Source organism: Halomonas aquatica, from assembly GCF_040196335.1.
In the GTDB taxonomy this organism is placed as follows: domain Bacteria; phylum Pseudomonadota; class Gammaproteobacteria; order Pseudomonadales; family Halomonadaceae; genus Halomonas; species Halomonas aquatica.
On record NZ_JBEGCJ010000003.1, the window covers coordinates 370,672 to 389,337 of the forward strand.

An 18,666-nucleotide genomic window follows, 5' to 3' on the forward strand; every position below is an offset into this window, starting at 1 on the left:
GAGAGGTGCGTGATGATAGGGATTGTCCGCCAACCTTGTCCAACGTCGACACATCGCGACAGTTTAATTTATGGCTTCACTGGCATGGGCATGACGCCATTTAACATAATATACATTATGCGCAGTCATGGGGGAATCGGATTTGACGCCGGTCAAGGAGTCGCCCGGATCCCCATCTGGGGCTTCTAATCTTTGTTTATCATGTTTGGGAATGAACTATTCTGAGTTCGGTTCGTCCGGGCGCACTGCGACCGCACATCGATGGTTCCATGAGAATACGCAAGGAGATCTTGATGCTGACAAGGAATCGGCCCATGGGATTCGTCCTGCTGCCGCTGGTGCTGGCGGTATCGGCCGCCAGCAACGCCCGGGCCCAGGCGACCTCCGGTAACGGCAACTGGACGCACAACGTCGGCGTGACGGTGGGTAACGAGTACGACGACAACATCTTCGCCGAGCGCGAGAATCGCCAGGATGACACCATCACCGTGGTCTCGCCCTTCGCAGAACTCGTCGGCAAGGGGGATCGCCACGAGGTGCGCCTCTACGGCAACGCCGAGCGCGGCAAGTATCACGCGTTTCAGAGCGAGAACTACACCGACTGGCGCGTGGGCACCGAGGGCCGGTTCGCCTACAGCGACGCCGGCAGCGTCTTCGGCGGGCTCAACACCGGACACGGCCACGAGTCCCGTACTTCGCCGGATGCCGTCAACGGCAAGGAACCCACGGTCTACGACCGCATCGGCGCCTTTGCCGGCGTCAACCACAGCTTCGGCCGGGTCACCAGCCGCGTCGGCGGCACCTGGGAGTCGCTGGATTTCGATGACGTGGAGGCCGACGGCGGTTTCAGCATCGAGCAGGACGACCGGGACCGCGACCTCACCACCTTCGGTGCACGCATCGGCTATCGGGTCTCCGAGACGCTGGAGCCGTTCGTCCAGGCGGCAGCCGACCTGCGCGACTATGACCTGTCGCCTGCCAACGACAGCCTCGACCGCGACTCCCGGGGCGCCAACGCGGCCGTGGGCCTGATCGCCCGCCCCACCCCATCGCTCAAGGCCGAGGTGCTGGTCGGCTGGATGGAACAGGACTACGACGGGGATGCCCTGGAGGACGTCGGAACCCACGACCTGGGCGCCGACCTCACCTGGCAGCCTGCCGGGTCGGCCACCCGGGTGAGCGCACGGCTCGATCGCACCATCGAGGAGACCACCGTGGAGAATGCCTCGTCCAGCGTGCGGACCGTGCTGGGCGGCGGCATGACGACCGCCCTGCGTCCCGATCTGACCCTCGATCTGAATGCCAGCTACGGCGATTATGATTACCAGCGGGTGGAGCGAAACGACAACCTGCTGGGCCTGGGGCTCGGTCTGCGGCACTACCTCAACCCACACCTCTTCGTGGGCATGCAGTACGACTTCCTGCAGCGAGACTCCAGCGAGCCCGGCGAAGACTTCGACAACAACCGCCTGATGGTCAACATCGGCACCCAGCTGGCCCGTGGCTACGAGGACGAGGCCCTGCTGGCCGCCGCCCGCGACAGCGACGCCCTCGACGGCCTCTATGTCGGGGTGCAGGGGGGCAGCGGCGAGGTCGGCACCGCCCAGTCCGGGCCGCGCGCCACCGGCCAGGACGGCAGCCTGCGGGCCGATTTCCGCGATGCCGACACCACGCTCGGCCTCTTCGCCGGCTATGCCCTGGCCCTGGACGACTGGCGGCTCGGGCTGGAGCTTGAGGCCGACCGGGCCGACGCCGAATGGACGCACGCCCGCCGCGGCGGTGGACGGGTGTTCTCGGTGGAGAAGCACCACGACCTCGGCCTCGGGCTTCGGGTGGGCCGCCTGGTGGCCGGCGGCAACGAGGTCTACGGCCGCGTCGGGCTTGTCCGCGGGCGCTTCGAGACGCGCTACGCCGAGGGGGGAGAATCCGACGATCGTACCGAGTGGCTCGACGGTCGCCGCCTGGGCGGTGGTCTCGAGGCACCCCTGGCCGCGACCCTGGGACTGCGCATGGACTACAGCTTCACCGATTACGAGGACATCGACATCGGCATCGGCGAGACCGACGACTTCGCCACCGAGGAGTCGCTGATGCGCCTCGGCCTGGCGTGGCACCCCTGGCGCCAGGCCAGCGAGCGGGCCGCCGTCTCGCCGGAGGCCTATCGCGGCTTCTACGCTGGCCTCCAGGGGGGCTACGGCAGCCTCGCGACCGACCTCACGGGCCCGCGCACCGCGCCCACGGAACTCGATGCCCAGTTCGGCGATTCCGGCGCCCTTGCCGGCCTCCATGCCGGCTACGGCCTGACCTTCCAGCGGCTGTACCTGGCGGCGGAGCTGGAGGCTGAGGCCAGCGACATCACCTGGAACCACGAACGTACGCCCAATGGCCGCAACTACTCGGTGGATCGCAAGTCCAGCCTGGGGGTGGCCCTGAGGGCCGGCTACATCATCGACAGCGGCGCCCTGCTCTATCTGCGCGGCGGCTCCGCCTGGACGGATTTCGAGACGCGCTATGCCCGGGGGAACCAGCAGGTCGACCTCGACGAGACGGAACAGGGGTGGCGCGTCGGGGGGGGCATCGAGGTGCCGATCCAGGAGCAGCTGCGTATTCGCATGGACTACACCCACACCCGCTTCGACGAGGTGGAGGTGGACTATGGGTCCGGCGTGGATCGCCTCGACAACGAGGAGAACGTGACGCGGCTGGGTGTCAGCTACCAGTTCTGAGTGCCTCGACCCACCGTTATTTCCACGGCGGACGCCATGGGAGTATGAAATTTCTAATCGCCATATCGAATATTGATACAAGTCAATGGAATTAAAGGTGCCAAAACTATCCTTAGAAGTGACTGGCATTCACCGTCAGCGCTGCACCCACAGCAGCACATCATCAGCCTCACCCTTGGGGGGTTTAACATGAGCACATCACGCAACACATCCGGCGTCACCCGGCTGGCCACCCTGACCGCAGCGGCCGTGATTCCGCTGCTGGGCGCCGCCGCGATCGAGACGGCCGTCTTCCCCGATGCCGGCTTCTTCATGCAGAGTGCCCAGGCCCAGCAGGGCAAGGGCGGCAACCATGACAACCTGCTAAACGTCGGTCGCGGCAAGGGCCAGGGCCAGATGGGCGGCCAGGGTCGTGGCCAGATGGGCGGCTCGGCGGAGTCCGACGTCTTCCGCGACGATGATGGCGGCCGGCCCGAAGGCAAGGGCCAGGGCGGTGCCGACCGCGGCGGCAAGCCCGACAACGCCGGTGGCGGCGGTGGTCCCACCAGCGGCAAGGGCGGCGACTACGGCGATATCGTCGTTATCCTGCGCGAGGACGATGGCACACCGATCCGCGACATTAACGGCAACATCCAGCCCTGCCTGGTAGTGGGCTGCACCGAAGACAACCCGGACTCCTATACCCAGCTGGTGGAGGTCGAGGAAGGCGATTACGAGATGCCGGAGGGCGTCATCCCGGTGGAGTTCGGCCGCCTGAATGTGGCCCGCTCGCCGGAAAGCGTCACCGACCACTCCCTGGCGGAGCTGCTCTCCAAGCTCGATGGCGTGAGCATCACGGCCGCAACCCTCGCCTCTATGACCGATGAAGCCGGGCGCCTGCTGGTCATCAACGACGACACCATCTCCACCATCGACTCGCCGCTGGAGAACTTCGCCCTCTACGTCGCCCTGATCGAGGCCGCCGGCAGCGAACCGGATGCCGACAGCTACACCCTATCGATCACCACCAGCCCCATGGGGGACGACCCCGAGGAGACCTTCTCCATGACGGTTTCCGCCGACGTGGTGATGACGCTGGCCGCCTCCGCCTTCTCGGCCGCCTCCGACAAGTACGGCGACGTCACCGTCGACGAGATGATGAACCTCACCGGCTTCGTCGACCTCGACGACGAACTCTCCATGCTGGTCGAGAATGAGAGTGTGGGCTACGTCTATGACGACAACGTCCGTGACACCCTCTATGGCGACATCACGGTCTGGGTGCTGACCGAGGATGTCGATGCCGACGGCAACACCATCTACCGGCCGGAGGAGGTCAACCTCCTCGACACGGTAGTCTTCAATGAGGTGCCGACCATCGACGATGATACCAACGGCATCGATGCCTTCACCCAGCAGACCGACGACGCCGTGCAGGTCCTGGAGTTCGTCCATGACTTCGCCATCGAGCCGCCGGCGACTCCGTGACGGGCACCCTGGCCTGACACTCAACCCAAGCGGCCCCTCGCGGGGCCGCTCCTGTCTCGACAGGAGGCATCCATGAACGAGCAGCACCCCCCTGCCCTGCGCCGGCTCCTGCTGGCCAGCCTGCTTCCCCTGGCCCTGGGTGCCGGCCTGGCCCAGGCCGATACCTTTATCCCGGTGCCGAGCGAGGCGCTGCTGCTGGCCGAGCACACCGACCATACCGACTCACATGCCGAGGGAGAGGATCACGGCTCGGGCGGCAAGCACGGCGGCGGCAGCCAGGGACAGCGCAAGCGGCTCGGCAAGGGCGCCGGCACCGGCGAGGCCCGCGGCGGCCACTCCTCGGAGTCGGACATCTTCCGCGACGAGGGCTTCGACAAGGGCCCGCCGGCCGGCAAGGGCGGCGGCCATGAGTCCGGTGAAGATCACGAGGAGGGCGAGGACCACGAGGAAGGCGGCGGACCACCCGAGGGACGTGGCGAGCACGAGGATGGCGAGGAGCACGACCACGAGGCGTGAGATGCCACGCAATGAGACCGGCACCGCCCGGAAGGCCCAGGCCCTCCGGGCGGCGTCGTGTCATGGCGCCCCCTTTCGGTGACGCCATTTGCCGGTGATGCCTCTTTACCAATGCCAAGCGCTGCCATGGCGCCGGCGTCGGCGATCGGCTAGCCTATATTGTACACAAACCTGCTATTGGAAAGATCATGTACAAGATATGGCGTCATCGGCTCTCCCTGATCCTGCTGGCCGTGCTGCTCGCCGGCTGCAGCAGCGTCGACATCGAACGCTATGCGGGCAGCACGCCAACCCTGGACATCGGCGAGTACTTCGAGGGCCGGACCCGAGCCTGGGGCATGGTGCAGGACTACAGCGGCGAGGTGCAGCGCCGCTTCACGGTGGTGATCGACGGCACCCTCGAGGGCGATACCCTTACCCTGGACGAGCGCTTCACTTACCAGGACGGCGAGACGGACCGTCGGGTCTGGACCTTTGAGCGCCAGGACGACGCCACCTGGCTCGGCCGGGCCAACGACGTCGAGGGTCCCGTCGAGGCCCGCCAGGTCGGCCATGCCTTCACGATGCGCTATCGGCTGCCCGTCGAGGTCTCGGGCCGCGAGATCACCTTCACCCTGGACGACTGGATGTACCTGCAGCCCGACGGGCGGCTGATCAACCGCACTGCCATGAGCAAGTTCGGAATCACCCTCGCCGAGATCACTATCGTCTTCGACCGGTCTCCCTGACACAAGCGCCCCCGGCTCGAGGAGCCGGGGGCGCTCAGAATCCCGTCGTCGGGTCGTCGATTCGATCAACCTGCCGAGGGATTATCGCGTGATCACTCGGATGGCGCGTAGGAGCCGTCCTCGCGATGGATTTCCTTGCCGGTCAGGCCCGGGGTGAACACGCAGGCCAGGTGCATGGTCTTGCTGGCACGCAGCAGGTGCTCGTCGTGCTGGTCCAGGATGTAGATGTCGCCCGGCTTGATCGGCCAGATCTTGCCGTCGGCCAGGGTCTCGACCTCGCCTTCCCCTTCCATGCAGAACACCGCCTCGAAGTGATGCTTGTAGTGGATATGGGTCTCGGTGCCCTCATAGATCCGGGTGATGTGGAAGGAGCAGTTGCCACCATCGTCGGCCAGTGACAAACGGGTGCTGTCCCAGTTGCCGTTCTCGGCTTTGACCAGGCGGTCGGTCTTGCGGGCTTCCTCGAGATTGCGAACGATCATGAATGCTCTCCAGTGATATCAATGGTAATCCGGCCGAGCCCTCGGCCGGCAGGTGACAGGGTCGCCCTTTTTCAGGCGACCCCGTCAGCGTATCAGCTCAGCGCCTCGCGTGCGCTTGTCTCGAGGATATCGAGGCCGCGGGCCAGCTCTTCGTCGGTGATGGTCAGCGGACAGAGGCACTTGACCACCTCCCCGTCCTGGCCGCTGGTCTCGATGATCAGGCCGTTCTCGAAGGCACGGTGGGTGATCTTGTCGGCGATGTCGCCGCTGCCCACGTCGATGCCACGCATCAGGCCACGGCCGCGCTCGGAGGCCTCGAAGCCCAGCTCACGGAGCATGCCGGCGATCTTCTGGAAGCGCTTGGCGACCACCTCACCCTTGCGCGTCACCTCCTGCTCGAAGGCATCATCGCTCCAGTAAGTGCGCAGCGCCGCGGCGGCCGTGGTGAAGGCCAGCGCGAAGCCGCGGAAGGTGCCGTTGTACTGACCCGGCTTCCAGACGTCGAGCTCGGGACGCATCAGCACCTGGGAGAACGGCAGGCCCAGGCCGGAAAGCGACTTGGAGTTGGTGACGATGTCCGGGGTGATGCCGGCGTGCTCGAAGCTGAAGAACTTGCCGGTACGGCCACAGCCGGCCTGGATGTCGTCGGCGATCAGCAGGATGTCGTGGTCGCGGCAGATTTTCTCGAGACGCTTGAGCCACTCGAGGCCGGCCACGTTGATGCCGCCCTCGCCCTGCACGGTCTCGACGATCACCGCGGCCGGGATGTCCAGGCCGCCGGACTTGTCGCCAAGCAGCTTCTCGAAGTAGTCCAGGGTATCGGCACTGTCGCCCATGTAGCCATCGAAGGGCAGGAAGCTGCCACCCACCGTCGGCACCCCGCCGGTGGCCTCGCGGAACTTGCGGTTCCCGGTGGTGGCCAGGGCCCCCATGGTCACGCCATGGAAACCGTTGGTGAAGGTCACGATGTTGTGGCGACCCTTGGCGTTGCGTGCCAGGCGAATGGCCGCCTCGACGGCGTTGGTGCCGGTCGGCCCGGGAAACTGGACCTTGTAGTCGAGGCCACGAGGCTTGAGGACGACCTCATCGAGCGCCTCGAGGTAGTCACGTTTGGCGGCGGTCCAGAAGTCCAGGCCATGGATGATGTTGTCCTCGGCCAGATACTCGAGCAGCGCCTTCTTGATGTGCGGATTGTTGTGGCCGTAATTCAGGGTGCCCGCGCCGGCCAGGAAATCGATGTACTCGCGGCCGTCTTCGTCGGTCAGGCGAGCGTTCTGGGCCTTGGTGAAGACCACGGGAAAGGAGCGTGAATAGGTCCGAACGTCGGACTCCATGCGTTCGAGGATCTGGGTCTGCATGTGCGACCTCCTGTTGGCAATGGGACGGAATCAGGGCGCGTTGACGCGGCTGACAAGGGGGAGAATGAGTGGCTGCCGCCGGAAGTGGCAGCAGAACCCATGAGGAATCGGTCGATCAGATGCGATCGGTCCGAAAGGGGCCGATGCGCACGAGATTTTCGGGGTCGTGCTCGCCGCCGAGCTGGTCCGTGGAGAAGTATTCGCGGCTGTTGAGAGGTGCCTGCCAGCGGTCGGCTAGCCGTCGAAACAGCCCCCAGGAGGCCTGGTTATCAGGGGTAATGGTGGTCTCGAGATGGTGGACCTGGAGCATCTCCGGACGGCTCATCACGGCTTCCACCAGGCGACGTGCCAGGCCGGTGCCCCGGGCCTTCTCGCCTACCGCCACCTGCCAGAGGAAGTAGGTGTCGGGAGCGTTGCTCTTCACGTAGCCCGAGACGAAGCCGACCACCTCGCCTTCCTCGTTGGTGGCCAGGGCGCAGCTATCGCGAAACTGGGTCGCCAACAGCAGATAGGCATAGGCGGAATTGACGTCCAGCGGGGGGCAGGACTTGACCAGCTCGTAGATGCCCCAGCCGTCATCGGGGTTGGGCTTGCGGATGAACAGCGGCGACGCCTCGTGGCCCACCACGGCATCGGCCACGGTGGGGCGTGCCAGGTCGGCGGAGGGCGTGAAGTGTTCGGTGGTAGCGTTCATGTATGTGGTTCGCTGTAGCGAATTTGAGAAGGATTATAACAGCGGCTTATCGGCAATTCAAAACCATGATTATCCTGTACCCACCGCCCCATAATGGAAAATTATACTAGTCAGTACAGGATCTCCAGCAGTACCGCTACTCTCGAGAATAGATCAAATCTCACCGAGAATAGCCCAGATACTTTCGAGGAATGACGACAACGGGGACGTCACGACGCCTGTCAGGGACACAAAGCAACGGGCCACCCTGAGGGTGGCCCGTGACACGTCCTGGCGATGGCCAATACCCAAACCCCAACCCTCAGCGCCGGGTGGGCTCGCGCATCGTGACGAACTCCTCGGCGCCGGTAGGATGGATGCCCACAGTCGCATCGAAATCGGCCTTGGTGAGTCCTGCACGCACGGCCACGGCGATTCCCTGGATTACCTCGCCGGCTTCCTCGCCCACCATGTGGGCGCCCACCACCACATCGTTTACATCGTCGACGATCAGCTTCATCAGGCAGCGCTCTGCGCTGCCAGAGAGGGTGTGCTTCATGGGACGGAAGTCTGCCGTGTAGACACGGATCTCACCGCACGCCTGGCGGGCCTGCTCCTCGGAGAGCCCCACGGTGCCGATATTGGGATGGCAGAACACCGCCGTGGGGATATTGCGATAATCCAGCGCCGCCGGCGCGGACTGTTCGAAATGGTGCCTGACAAGTTGCATGGCCTCGGCCAGCGCCACCGGCGTCAGCTCGGGGCCACCGATCACGTCACCCAGGGCGAGAATCGAGGGCACCGACGTCTCGAAGCGATCGTTGACGGCCAGGTGGCCGCTCTCGGTCAGGGCCACGTCCAGCGCATCGAGTCCCAGCCCCTCCAGATGAGGGCGTCGACCGGTCGCTGTCAGCACGGCGTCCACTTCGAGCTTTTCGCCATTGGTCAGGGTCACCAACAGGCCGCCCGCGATCTTCTCGACCGATTCGATATTGGCATCGAAGTGCAGGTTGACGCCCTTCTTGGCCATCTCGTCTCGGGTGAACTCGCGCACCTCCTGGTCGAAGCCGCGCAGGAAGAGCTCGCCCCGATAGACCAGATGAGACTCGCTGCCCAGCCCATTGAAGATGCTGGCGAACTCCACGGCGATATAGCCGCCGCCCAGCACCAGGAAGCGTTCGGGAAAGGTGTCGAGGTCGAAGACCTGATTGGAGTGGACCACCAGGTCGTTGCCGGGGAAGTCCGGCATCCAGGGCCACCCGCCGACGGCCACCAGGATCTTCTCGGCGCTCAGGGTCTCACCGCCGACCTCCACATGGTGGGCATCCACCACGCGAGCTCGTTCGTTGATCAGGCGCACCCCCGCGGCGTCCAGCAGCCGACCGTAGATGCCATTGAGTCGCTTGATCTCGCCGATCTTGTTGTCACGCAGGGTCGCCCAGTCGAAGCGTGGCGCCTCGGGCAGGTGCCAGCCGAAACCGCCGGCATCCTCGAAGGCCTCGTGGAAGTGTGCCGCGAAGGAGTAGAGCTTCTTGGGGACGCAGCCGACGTTGACGCAGGTGCCTCCCAGGTAGCGGTCCTCGGCGATGGCGACCCTGGCGCCTGTCGCGGCCGCTGTGCGGGCGGCACGGACGCCGCCGGAGCCTGCTCCGATCACGAACAGGTCATAGTCGAAGTCTGACACGGAAGTCTCCTGTCGAAGGGCCGAGCCGTGCTCGACCCGCAGTGAATCTCGAGGCGGATCATACCAGCCAGCGAGACGCGCCGGGAGAGTGTTTGACCGCCCCCCCCCGTGGGGTTAAAACAAAGCACCGAAATTCCAGTCTTGCCTTCCGGAGCCTGCATGCAAAATGAGATCGAGACCCTCCTGGCCAATAACCGCACCTGGGCGGAGAAGATGTGCCTCGATGATCCGGACTACTTTTCACGCCTGGCCAGCCAACAGAGTCCGAAATACCTGTGGATCGGCTGTTCCGACTCCCGGGTGCCGGCCAACCAGATCATCAACCTGCCGCCCGGCGAGGTTTTCGTTCATCGCAATGTGGCCAACCTGCTCCACCACAACGACATGAACGCCCTTTCGGTGGTGCAGTTCGCCGTGGACGTGCTCAAGGTGCGTCACATCATGGTGGTGGGCCACTATGGCTGCGGTGGTGTCCGGGCCGCCGTCATGGGCGGCGAGTGCGGCATGGTCGACTATTGGTTGCATTCGGTGCGCGAACTCTACAGTCGCCATCGCGGTGAGCTGAAGTCGCTGCCTATCGACGAGCAGGTGGACCGCATGTGCGAGCTCAACGTCATGGCCCAGGTCAACAACCTGTGCCGTACCAAGATCATCCAGCGCGCCTGGCAACGCGGCCAGCCGCTCTCCGTTCATGGCTGGGTCTATGGGCTAAGTGACGGTCTGGTCAACGATCTCGAGTGCAGCGTCCACGGTCTCGACCAGGTCGCCACCCTCTATCGCATCGATCGTGTCGTGCCCGCAGGGGACTGAACCAGGCACTGCCAGGCGTACCTCATTCGCAGGGCGCATGGTGCCTGTCAAAATTTCGATTGGGCAGCGGCCGCCGGGCTCTCTATCTTGTTAACTGGCCCTCATCGGTCATCACACCAACAACAAGCCACCCGGCATGGAATCCCACATGAATCTGAAGAAGACCCTGCTGGCGAGCGTGATCGGCGCCGCCATGACCACCGCCGTGCTGCCCACCGTGGCCAGCGCCGAGAACAGCCTGCGCATGGCCTATGATGCCGATCCTGTCTCGCTGGACATCCACGAGCAGCTCTCCGGCGGCATCCTCCAGCTCTCCCATATGACCTTCGACCCGCTGGTGCGCTGGAACAAGGACCTGACCTTCGAGCCGCGCCTGGCCACCGGCTGGGAGCAGGTGGACGACACCACCATGCGCATGACGCTGCGTGATGACGTCGAGTTTCACAGCGGCAACGCCTTCAGCGCCGACGACGTGGTCTGGACCGTCGAGCGCTTGAAGCGAAGCCCCGATTTCAAGGCGATCTTCGAGCCCATCGAGAGCGTCACCGCCCTCGACGACACCACCGTGGAGATCAAGACCAGCAAGCCCTACCCGCTGCTGCTGAACCTCGCGACCTATGTCTTCCCGATGGACAGCGCCTTTTACAGCGGTACCGACGAGGATGGTGACCCCAAGGACGAGATCGTCAAGAACGGCAACTCCTATGCCTCGAGCCATCTCTCAGGCACCGGCCCCTATGTTGTCACCGAACGCCAGCAGGGCGTGCGCATCGGCTTCGAGCGCTTCGACGACTACTGGGATGAGGAGTCCCCGGGCAACGTCGACAACATCGTCATGACCCCGATCAGCGAGAACGCCACCCGCGTGGCCGCCCTGCTCTCCGGCGATGTCGATTTCATCGCGCCTGTTCCGCCCAACGACCTGGATCGGGTGCGCGAGGACGAGAACGTCCAGCTGGTGACCATGTCGGGCACCCGGATCATCCTCTTCCACATGAATCAGGAGCGTGTCGAGGCCTTCCAGGACCCGCGGGTGCGTCAGGCCTTCTCCTATGCCGTCAACCAGGAAGGTATCGCCGATCGCCTGATGAAGGGCTTCGCCACCCCGGCGGCCCAGTTCTCGCCGGCCGGTTACGCCGGTCATGTCGAGGGTCTCGAGCCGCGCTATGACCTCGAGAAGGCCAAGCAGCTGATGGCCGAGGCAGGCTTCGAGGACGGCTTCGAGATCACCATGATGGCGCCCAACAATCGCTACGTGAACGACGCCAAGATCGCCCAGGCGGTCGCTGCCATGCTCGCGCGCATCAATGTCACGGTGGACCTCAAGACGCTGCCCAAGGCCCAGTACTGGGGCGAGTACGATGATCGCGTCGCCGACATGATGATGATCGGCTGGCACGCCGATACCGAGGACAGCGCGAACTTCCACGAGTACCTGACCGCCTGCCCGGACGCCGACACCGGGGCCGGCCAGTACAACGCCGGCAACTACTGCAACCCGGAGCTCGACAAGCTGGTGGCCGAGGCCAACCTCGAGGTCGACCTGGCCAAGCGCGCCGAGATGCTCCAGCAGGTCGAGCAGGCGCTCTACGACGATGCCGCCTTCGTGCCGCTGCACTGGCAGGACCTGGCCTGGGCCTCGGCCTCCAACGTCGACATCGAGCCGATCCTGAACGTGATGAACTTCCCCTACCTCGGGGATCTGGTCATCAACGAAGAGTAACCCCGCCTCGCGCCGGCCCCGTGTGGGCCGGCGACTCCAAACCACGACCCCTGTGACGTGCTCGCCAGGCGAGTGCGTCACCGCGTGTTGCACACGGGACGCCAGCCATGATCGCCTTCCTGATCAAGCGCCTCTACCATGCCTTGCTGGTGATGTTCATCATCAGCATCATCGCTTTCGCCATCCAGGACAACCTGGGCGACCCCATCCAGCAGATGGTCGGCCAGTCGGTGCCGGAGAGCGAACGCGAGGCCCTGCGCGAGGAACTGGGACTCAACGACCCTTTCCTGGTCCAGTACCTGCGCTTCGCGGGCAACGCCGTCCAGTTCGACTTCGGCTATTCCTACACCTTCAACCAGCCGACCACCGAGGTCATCATGCGCCACCTGCCGGCGACCCTCGAGCTGGTGGCGGCCAGTACCTTCCTGATCATCGCGCTGTCGGTACCGATCGGCGTGTACAGCGCCATCCGGCCCCGTGCCTGGCTGTCGCGCTTCTTCATGGGGGTGTCGATCATCGGCATCTCGATACCGGTGTTCCTCACCGCCATCGTACTGATCCAGTTGTTCGCCATCGGCGTGAGCTTCTCGCCCTTCCCCGCCGATACGGGCTGGGGGGCCTGGCTCAATGGGCTGCTCTCCACCGAGGGCGGCATGCCGGCCTACGGCCGCGGTGACCCGGTCACTGTCTTCGGCACCTGGGACACCAACTTCGCCTCGCTGACCGGGCTGACCTATCTGGTGCTGCCGGCGGTCTCGCTGGCCTCCATCATGCTGCCGCTGTTCATCCGGCTGATCCGCGCCGAGATGCTCGAGGTGCTGCAGTCCGAGTACGTGAAGTTCGCCCGGGCCAAGGGCATCCCGTTGCGCCGGATCTACTTCGTGCATGCCCTGAAGAACACCATGCTGCCGGTGATCACCGTGGGGGGCGTGCAGATCGGCACCCTGGTGGCCTACACCATCCTCACCGAGACGGTCTTCCAGTGGCCGGGCATGGGCCTGATGTTCCTCAATGCCATCCAGCGCTCCGACGTGCCGCTGATCGTCACCTACCTGATGATCGTGGGGCTGATCTTCGTGATCACCAATACCCTGGTCGACCTCATCTACGGCCTCGTCAATCCCACCGTCAAGCTGACAGGGAAACCCGCATGACCACCACGAACTCTTCCATGGCAAGCGCCCCCGTGGCGAGCCGCTGGTCGCGTTTCCACGGCTCCTACCTGTTCTACAGTTTCAAGCGCGACCCGATCGCCCAGATCAGCCTGCTGGTGTTCATCGCCCTGGTCGGCGTCGCGGTGCTGGCCCCGTGGCTGGCGCCGATGGATCCTTATGACCTGGCGCAGATCGACATCCTCGCCTCTGAGCTGCCGCCCTTCTGGGTCGATGGCAGCGACCCGGCCTACCTGATGGGCACCGATGCCCAGGGGCGCGACCTGCTCTCCACCATCCTCTACGGCGCCCGGGTCTCGCTGATCATCGGCTTCGGCGCCGTGGCCATGCAGGCCCTGCTGGGGGTCAGCTTCGGGCTGCTCGCCGGCTACCTCGGGGGGCGCGTCGACGCCTTCCTGATGCGTATGGCCGACATCCAGCTGTCGTTTTCCACCCTGATGGTGGCCATCGTGGTCGGCGCCCTGGTCAAGGCGATCTTCGGCAGTGCCACCTACAGTGACTACGCGGTGCCGCTGCTGGTGCTGATCATCGGCCTGGCGGAATGGCCCCAGTACGCGCGTACGGTGCGCGCCTCGGTGCTGGCCGAGCGCAGCAAGGAGTACGTCGATGCCGCCCGGGTGATGGGCTTCTCGAGCCGCCGCATCATGTTTCGCCACATCCTGCCCAACACCCTGTCGCCGATCTTCGTCATCTCCACGGTGCAGGTGGCCAATGCCATCATCTCCGAGGCGGCGCTGTCGTTCCTGGGGCTCGGCATGCCGGAAACCCACCCGTCGCTGGGCTCGCTCATCAAGTCGGGCTTCGACTACATCCAGTCGGGCTCCTGGTGGATCACCCTGATCCCCGGGGCGATGCTGGTCATTCTCGTGCTGGTCATCAACCTGCTCGGCGACTGGCTGCGCGACGTCCTAAATCCGCGACTCTACAAGGGCTGATTCCCATGGCACTCCTCGACGTAACCAACCTCGACGTGCGCTTTGCCTTGCGCCGTGGGGACGTGCAGGCCCTGCGGGACGTCAGCTTCAGCCTGGAGCGTGGCGAACGCTTGGGCATCGTGGGTGAGTCCGGCGCTGGCAAGTCGGTGGCGGCCTTCAGCCTGCTCAACCTGATCGCCAAGCCCGGCTACATCGCAGGCGGCAGCATTCGCTTCGACGGCCAGGAACTCACCGCCATGAGCGACCGAGCACTGCGCCATGTCCGCGGGCATCGCATGTCGATGATCTTCCAGGATCCGATGATGACCCTGAACCCGGTGCTGACCATCGGGGAACAGATGGTCGAATGCCTCAAGGCCCACCGGCGCATCTCAAGCAAGGATGCCCGGGCGATCGCCCTGCGCAAGCTCGAACAGGTGCAGATCCCCTCCCCCTCGGCGCGCCTGGACCAGTATCCCCACGAGCTCTCCGGGGGGATGCGCCAACGGGTGATCATCGCCATCGCCCTGCTGCTCGACCCGGACATCATCATCGCCGACGAGCCCACCACTGCGCTGGACGTGACCATTCAGGCCGAGATCATGGCGCTGCTGCTCGAGCTCTGCGAGAAGCACAACGTGGGCCTGATCCTGATCACCCACGACCTGGGCGTGGTCAGCCAGGTCACCCAGCGCATGCTGGTGATGTACGCCGGCCGTGTGATCGAACAGGGCCCGACCCGCGAGATCATCAACGATCCGCAGCATCCCTACACCCAGGGGCTGATCAACGCGCTGCCGCAGATGGCGACTCCGGGCAGCCGGCTCAACCAGATTCCCGGCAGCATGCCGTCCCTGGACAACCTGCCCAGCGGCTGCGCCTTCCATCCGCGGTGTGGCTTCATGGAGCGTGCCGACGGCTCGACCCGCCATGCCTGCACCGATGATGTGCCCGACTTCGTGACCTCCGGCAACTGCCGGGTCGCCTGCCACATGGTCGCCGAGATGCTCGATCGTGAACGCATTCCGGCCGAGGAGATTCGCTGATGAGTTCGACAGCCCAAGCCATCGCCCCCGAGGCGGCGTCGCCGCTGCTGGAAATTCGCGGCGTGGAGAAGCGCTTCTCGCTCTCCGGCGATTTCCTCGAGCAGCTCAAGTTCAAGGGCGGCAAGCTGGTCCGTGAACAGAAGCACGTGCATGCCATCAATGGGGTCGATCTGGACATCCAGCGCGGCGAGGCGCTCTGCGTGGTCGGCGAGTCCGGCTGCGGCAAGTCCACCGTCGCACGCACCGTGATGGGGCTTCTCCATCCCACCGCCGGCGAGATTCGCTATGACGGCGAGCGCATCGACGACCTCTCCCACAAGGAACTCATGCCCTACCGACGCCGCATGCAGATGATCTTCCAGAACCCCTATGCATCACTGAACCCGCGCATGACCATCCAGCAGACCCTGGAAGAGCCGATTCGCCTACACCACCCGGACTGGTCGCCGCAGAGGGTCAGGGAGCAGGTCGCCGAGGTGATGGCCTCGGTGGGCATCGCCGCCGATTGGGGGGCGCGCTATGGTCACGAGTTCTCCGGCGGTCAGCGTCAGCGCATCGCCATCGCCCGGGCACTCGCGGTGGACCCGGAGTTCATCGTCGCCGACGAGCCGATCTCGGCGCTGGACGTGTCGATCCAGGCCCAGGTCCTCAACCTGATGATGGAGGCTCAGCAGCAGCGCAACCTGACCTACCTGTTCATCACCCACGACCTGGCGGTGGTCGAGCATTTCGGCACCCGGGTGGCGGTGATGTACCTGGGTCGGGTCTGCGAGGTGGCGCCGACGGCCACGCTCTTCGCCCGGCCGCGACACCCCTACACCCAGGCCCTGATGTCTGCCATTCCGCGCCTGGAGGACGACCGGCCTCAGCATATCCGCCTGCAGGGCGAGGTGCCCACCCCAGTCGACCTGCCGTCGGGCTGCGTCTTCCATGGTCGCTGCCCGCATGCCAATGCGCGTTGTCGTCAGGAGATTCCGGCGATGATTGCCAATGACGATGGCAGCCAGGTGGCCTGTCATGCCGTGGAGGAAGGCCGGATCGACTGACGCCCACCGGGGTGTGGCACAATATCAGGCTTTGTCCCCGGACCCAGGCTCGAGGAGCGACATGGAACTGCGCTGGCTGGAAGACTTCATTGCCCTGGCCCGGACCCAGCACTTCTCGCGAGCGGCGGAGGAGCAGAACGTCACCCAACCGACCTTCTCGCGTCGCATCAAGCTGCTCGAGGAGGAAATGGGCTCTACCCTGGTCAACCGCCAGAACCTGCCGCTGACGCTGACGCCGTCCGGCGAGGAGTTCCTGGGTCTCTGCCAGGAGGTGACGCGCCGGATCGATGCGACCCGTCAGCGCCTGTCCCATCTGGCCGAGGAAGAGGCCGGGCAGCTGCGCCTGGCGGCCCCACAGAGCCTGCTGGCACACTTCCTGCCCGAGTGGCTTTCCGGCTGGGCCTATCCGCCACCGCTGACGCCCGATCTGCGAGCCACAGGCTGGCTGTGCAGTGACTACTTCGAGGCCCTCGCCCGTGACGAGTGTGACGTGGCGCTCACTTACTGGCCGCAGGTCGAGGGTCATCTCATGCCGGAGACCGAGGGCCTTGAGCATCGCTGCCTCGGCAGCGAGCGGATGGTGCCTGTCTCGCTGCCCGAGGTCGACGGCCGGCCACGCTTTTCGCTGGAGACCGGCAGGCGCTCCACCCTGCCGCTGATCGCCTACCACTCCCGCGGACTGATCGACATGGCCCTGCGCCGTCATCTGCAGGGACTCACCGGGACACCAGGCTTTCGCGTGCTCCATGAGAGCATCCAGAGCGGCAACATCCGCGAACTGGTTTGCCTGGGCTATGGCCTCGGCTGGCTACCTGAGCGTACCGTGCGCGAGGCGCTGGCCGAGGGCACGCTGGTGCGCGCGGGCGATGCCCGCTGGGAGGTGCCCCTGGAGATCCGCCTCTATCGCCGTCGAGATGATGGCCAGGCCGCCGTCGAGGGTTTCTGGGAGGCCCTGGCGGAACCCGCGCCGAACCCTGATACGTTCCCTGACCCATCATCGGACGCCCTTTCATGACCGACTCACTCGACGCCCTGCAGCATCGCCATCTCGAGGCCCTTGAGGCGGCCTATGCCCAGGTTCTCGAGCGACTGAGCCTCGACGGCGTGCTGCTCTACAGTGGCACTCCTCGCACTCATTTCGCCGACGACCAGGAGGTGAGCTTCGCCGCCTTCGGCCACTTCATGCACTGGACCGGCCAGGCCGACCTCGCCCGCAGCTGGCTGCTGATTCAGCCCGGGCACCGCCCCCGGCTCAAGGTGCATGCCCCGGACGACTTCTGGCACCTGCCCGCCCGGCTGCCCGACGAGGCCTGGGTCGAACGTTTCGCCATCGAGATGGCAAGCGACGACGCCCCGCCCGCCCTGCCCACCGGTCGTTTCGCGGTGCTCGGGGACGTGCCCGAGTCGCTCGCCGCCCGCCTCAGGGCCGATCACAATCCTCAAGCACTGGTGCGCGCCCTGGACGAGTGTCGGATCCGCAAGAGCGACTACGAGATCGCCTGCCTGCGCGAGGCCAACCATCATGCGATGGCCGGCCACCAAGCAGCGCGGGAGGCCTTCCTCGGCGGCGGGGCCGAGCTCGATATCCAGCTGGCTTACCTGGGCGCCTCCCGTCAGCGGGAGACCGCCCTGCCCTATGCCAATATCGTGGGCCTCAACGCCCATGGCGGCGTGCTGCACTATCAGCACTACGAGACCCAGGCACCGGAACAGCGCCACAGTCTGCTGGTCGATGCCGGGCATCGCCATCGCGGCTACTGTGCCGACATCACCCGCAGCTGGGCGGGGCCCGAGGCCGACCCGGCCTTCGCCCCGCTGATCGACGGTGTCACGGCCCTGCAGCGCCGAATGATCGACCAACTGATGCCGGGTGTCGACTATGTCGCCCTGCATCGGGGGATGCACCAGGCGCTGGGGGAGCTGCTGGCCGACCAGGGCCTGGTGCACTGCAGCCCCGAGGCCGCCGTGTCCCTGGGTATCACACGCGCCTTCTGCCCCCATGGCCTGGGCCACTCGCTGGGCCTGCAGGTCCACGACGTGGCCGGCCGCATGGACAAGGCGGGTCGCGAGCTGCCACCGCCCGAGGCGCACCCCGCCCTGCGCCTGACCCGCGAGATGGAGTCGGGCATGGTGGTCACCATGGAACCCGGGCTCTACGTGATCCCGATGCTGCTCGCCCCGCTCAGGGAGGCGGCCGCGGGCCGCGACATCGACTGGCCGAGGGTGGAGCGCCTGGCCGACCATGGCGGCGTCCGCATCGAGGACAACGTGGCCGTCACGGCGGACGGCCACGACAACCTCACGCCAGGGGAGTGACTGCC

General features: G+C 65.4%; 16 protein-coding genes. 12 read left to right on the forward strand and 4 right to left on the reverse strand.

Annotated elements, in window-relative coordinates; all coding sequences use genetic code 11:
- Positions 1–314 precede the first annotated feature (314 nt).
- From ABE960_RS08055 to ABE960_RS08070, 4 genes are all read left to right on the forward strand, one after another.
- Positions 315–2,726: an outer membrane beta-barrel protein gene (locus tag ABE960_RS08055; RefSeq protein ID WP_349761728.1), complete on the forward strand. Its 2,412-nt coding sequence runs from the start codon at positions 315–317 to the stop codon at positions 2,724–2,726.
- A gap of 189 nt (positions 2,727–2,915) precedes the next feature.
- Positions 2,916–4,193, forward strand: coding sequence for a hypothetical protein (locus tag ABE960_RS08060; RefSeq protein ID WP_349761729.1), 1,278 nt, complete (start codon positions 2,916–2,918; stop codon positions 4,191–4,193).
- A 72-nt stretch (positions 4,194–4,265) separates the two neighbouring features.
- Positions 4,266–4,709 (forward strand): hypothetical protein, encoded by a 444-nt coding sequence (locus ABE960_RS08065; RefSeq protein WP_349761730.1) that lies wholly within the window; start codon positions 4,266–4,268, stop codon positions 4,707–4,709.
- 188 nt (positions 4,710–4,897) lie between these two features.
- On the forward strand, positions 4,898–5,437 hold the full coding sequence (locus ABE960_RS08070; RefSeq protein ID WP_349761731.1) for a DUF3833 domain-containing protein: 540 nt from the start codon (positions 4,898–4,900) through the stop codon (positions 5,435–5,437).
- Positions 5,438–5,529: 92 nt separating this feature from the next.
- On the opposite strand, the gene ABE960_RS08075 is transcribed toward ABE960_RS08070, so the two are convergent.
- From ABE960_RS08075 to gorA, 4 genes are all read right to left on the reverse strand, one after another.
- Entirely contained in the window at positions 5,530–5,919 is a 390-nt protein-coding gene (locus ABE960_RS08075) for an ectoine synthase (RefSeq protein WP_349761732.1), read from the reverse strand.
- A gap of 92 nt (positions 5,920–6,011) precedes the next feature.
- Positions 6,012–7,277: a diaminobutyrate--2-oxoglutarate transaminase gene (gene ectB / locus ABE960_RS08080; protein WP_349761733.1), complete on the reverse strand. Its 1,266-nt coding sequence runs from the start codon at positions 7,275–7,277 to the stop codon at positions 6,012–6,014.
- A 115-nt stretch (positions 7,278–7,392) separates the two neighbouring features.
- Positions 7,393–7,971 carry a diaminobutyrate acetyltransferase gene (gene ectA, locus ABE960_RS08085; RefSeq protein WP_349761734.1) on the reverse strand — a complete coding sequence of 193 codons (579 nt, stop codon included), beginning with the start codon at positions 7,969–7,971 and terminating at the stop codon, positions 7,393–7,395.
- 301 nt (positions 7,972–8,272) lie between these two features.
- Positions 8,273–9,634: a glutathione-disulfide reductase gene (gorA, locus tag ABE960_RS08090; protein WP_349761735.1), complete on the reverse strand. Its 1,362-nt coding sequence runs from the start codon at positions 9,632–9,634 to the stop codon at positions 8,273–8,275.
- A gap of 159 nt (positions 9,635–9,793) precedes the next feature.
- Between gorA and can the strand changes: the two genes are divergently transcribed.
- From can to pepQ, 8 genes are all read left to right on the forward strand, one after another.
- Complete coding sequence (gene can, locus ABE960_RS08095) at positions 9,794–10,444, forward strand: carbonate dehydratase (RefSeq protein WP_349761736.1); 651 nt, start codon at positions 9,794–9,796, stop codon at positions 10,442–10,444.
- Positions 10,445–10,592: 148 nt separating this feature from the next.
- The gene (locus ABE960_RS08100; protein WP_349761737.1) at positions 10,593–12,167 is read left to right on the forward strand and encodes an ABC transporter substrate-binding protein; all 1,575 of its coding nucleotides are present in this window, start codon (positions 10,593–10,595) and stop codon (positions 12,165–12,167) included.
- 107 nt (positions 12,168–12,274) lie between these two features.
- Positions 12,275–13,321, forward strand: coding sequence for an ABC transporter permease (locus ABE960_RS08105; RefSeq protein WP_349761738.1), 1,047 nt, complete (start codon positions 12,275–12,277; stop codon positions 13,319–13,321).
- On the forward strand, positions 13,318–14,274 hold the full coding sequence (locus ABE960_RS08110) for an ABC transporter permease (protein ID WP_349761739.1): 957 nt from the start codon (positions 13,318–13,320) through the stop codon (positions 14,272–14,274). Before ABE960_RS08105 ends, ABE960_RS08110 begins: the two co-directional genes overlap by 4 nt.
- A gap of 5 nt (positions 14,275–14,279) precedes the next feature.
- Positions 14,280–15,299, forward strand: coding sequence for an ABC transporter ATP-binding protein (locus tag ABE960_RS08115; RefSeq protein WP_349761740.1), 1,020 nt, complete (start codon positions 14,280–14,282; stop codon positions 15,297–15,299).
- Positions 15,299–16,345 (forward strand): ABC transporter ATP-binding protein, encoded by a 1,047-nt coding sequence (locus ABE960_RS08120; RefSeq protein ID WP_349761741.1) that lies wholly within the window; start codon positions 15,299–15,301, stop codon positions 16,343–16,345. The genes ABE960_RS08115 and ABE960_RS08120 overlap by 1 nt, the downstream gene beginning before the upstream one ends.
- A 61-nt stretch (positions 16,346–16,406) precedes the next feature.
- Positions 16,407–17,360, forward strand: coding sequence for a LysR family transcriptional regulator (locus tag ABE960_RS08125; protein WP_349761742.1), 954 nt, complete (start codon positions 16,407–16,409; stop codon positions 17,358–17,360).
- Positions 17,357–18,661 carry a Xaa-Pro dipeptidase gene (gene pepQ / locus ABE960_RS08130; RefSeq protein WP_349761743.1) on the forward strand — a complete coding sequence of 435 codons (1,305 nt, stop codon included), beginning with the start codon at positions 17,357–17,359 and terminating at the stop codon, positions 18,659–18,661. Before ABE960_RS08125 ends, pepQ begins: the two co-directional genes overlap by 4 nt.
- Positions 18,662–18,666: the final 5 nt, after the last annotated feature.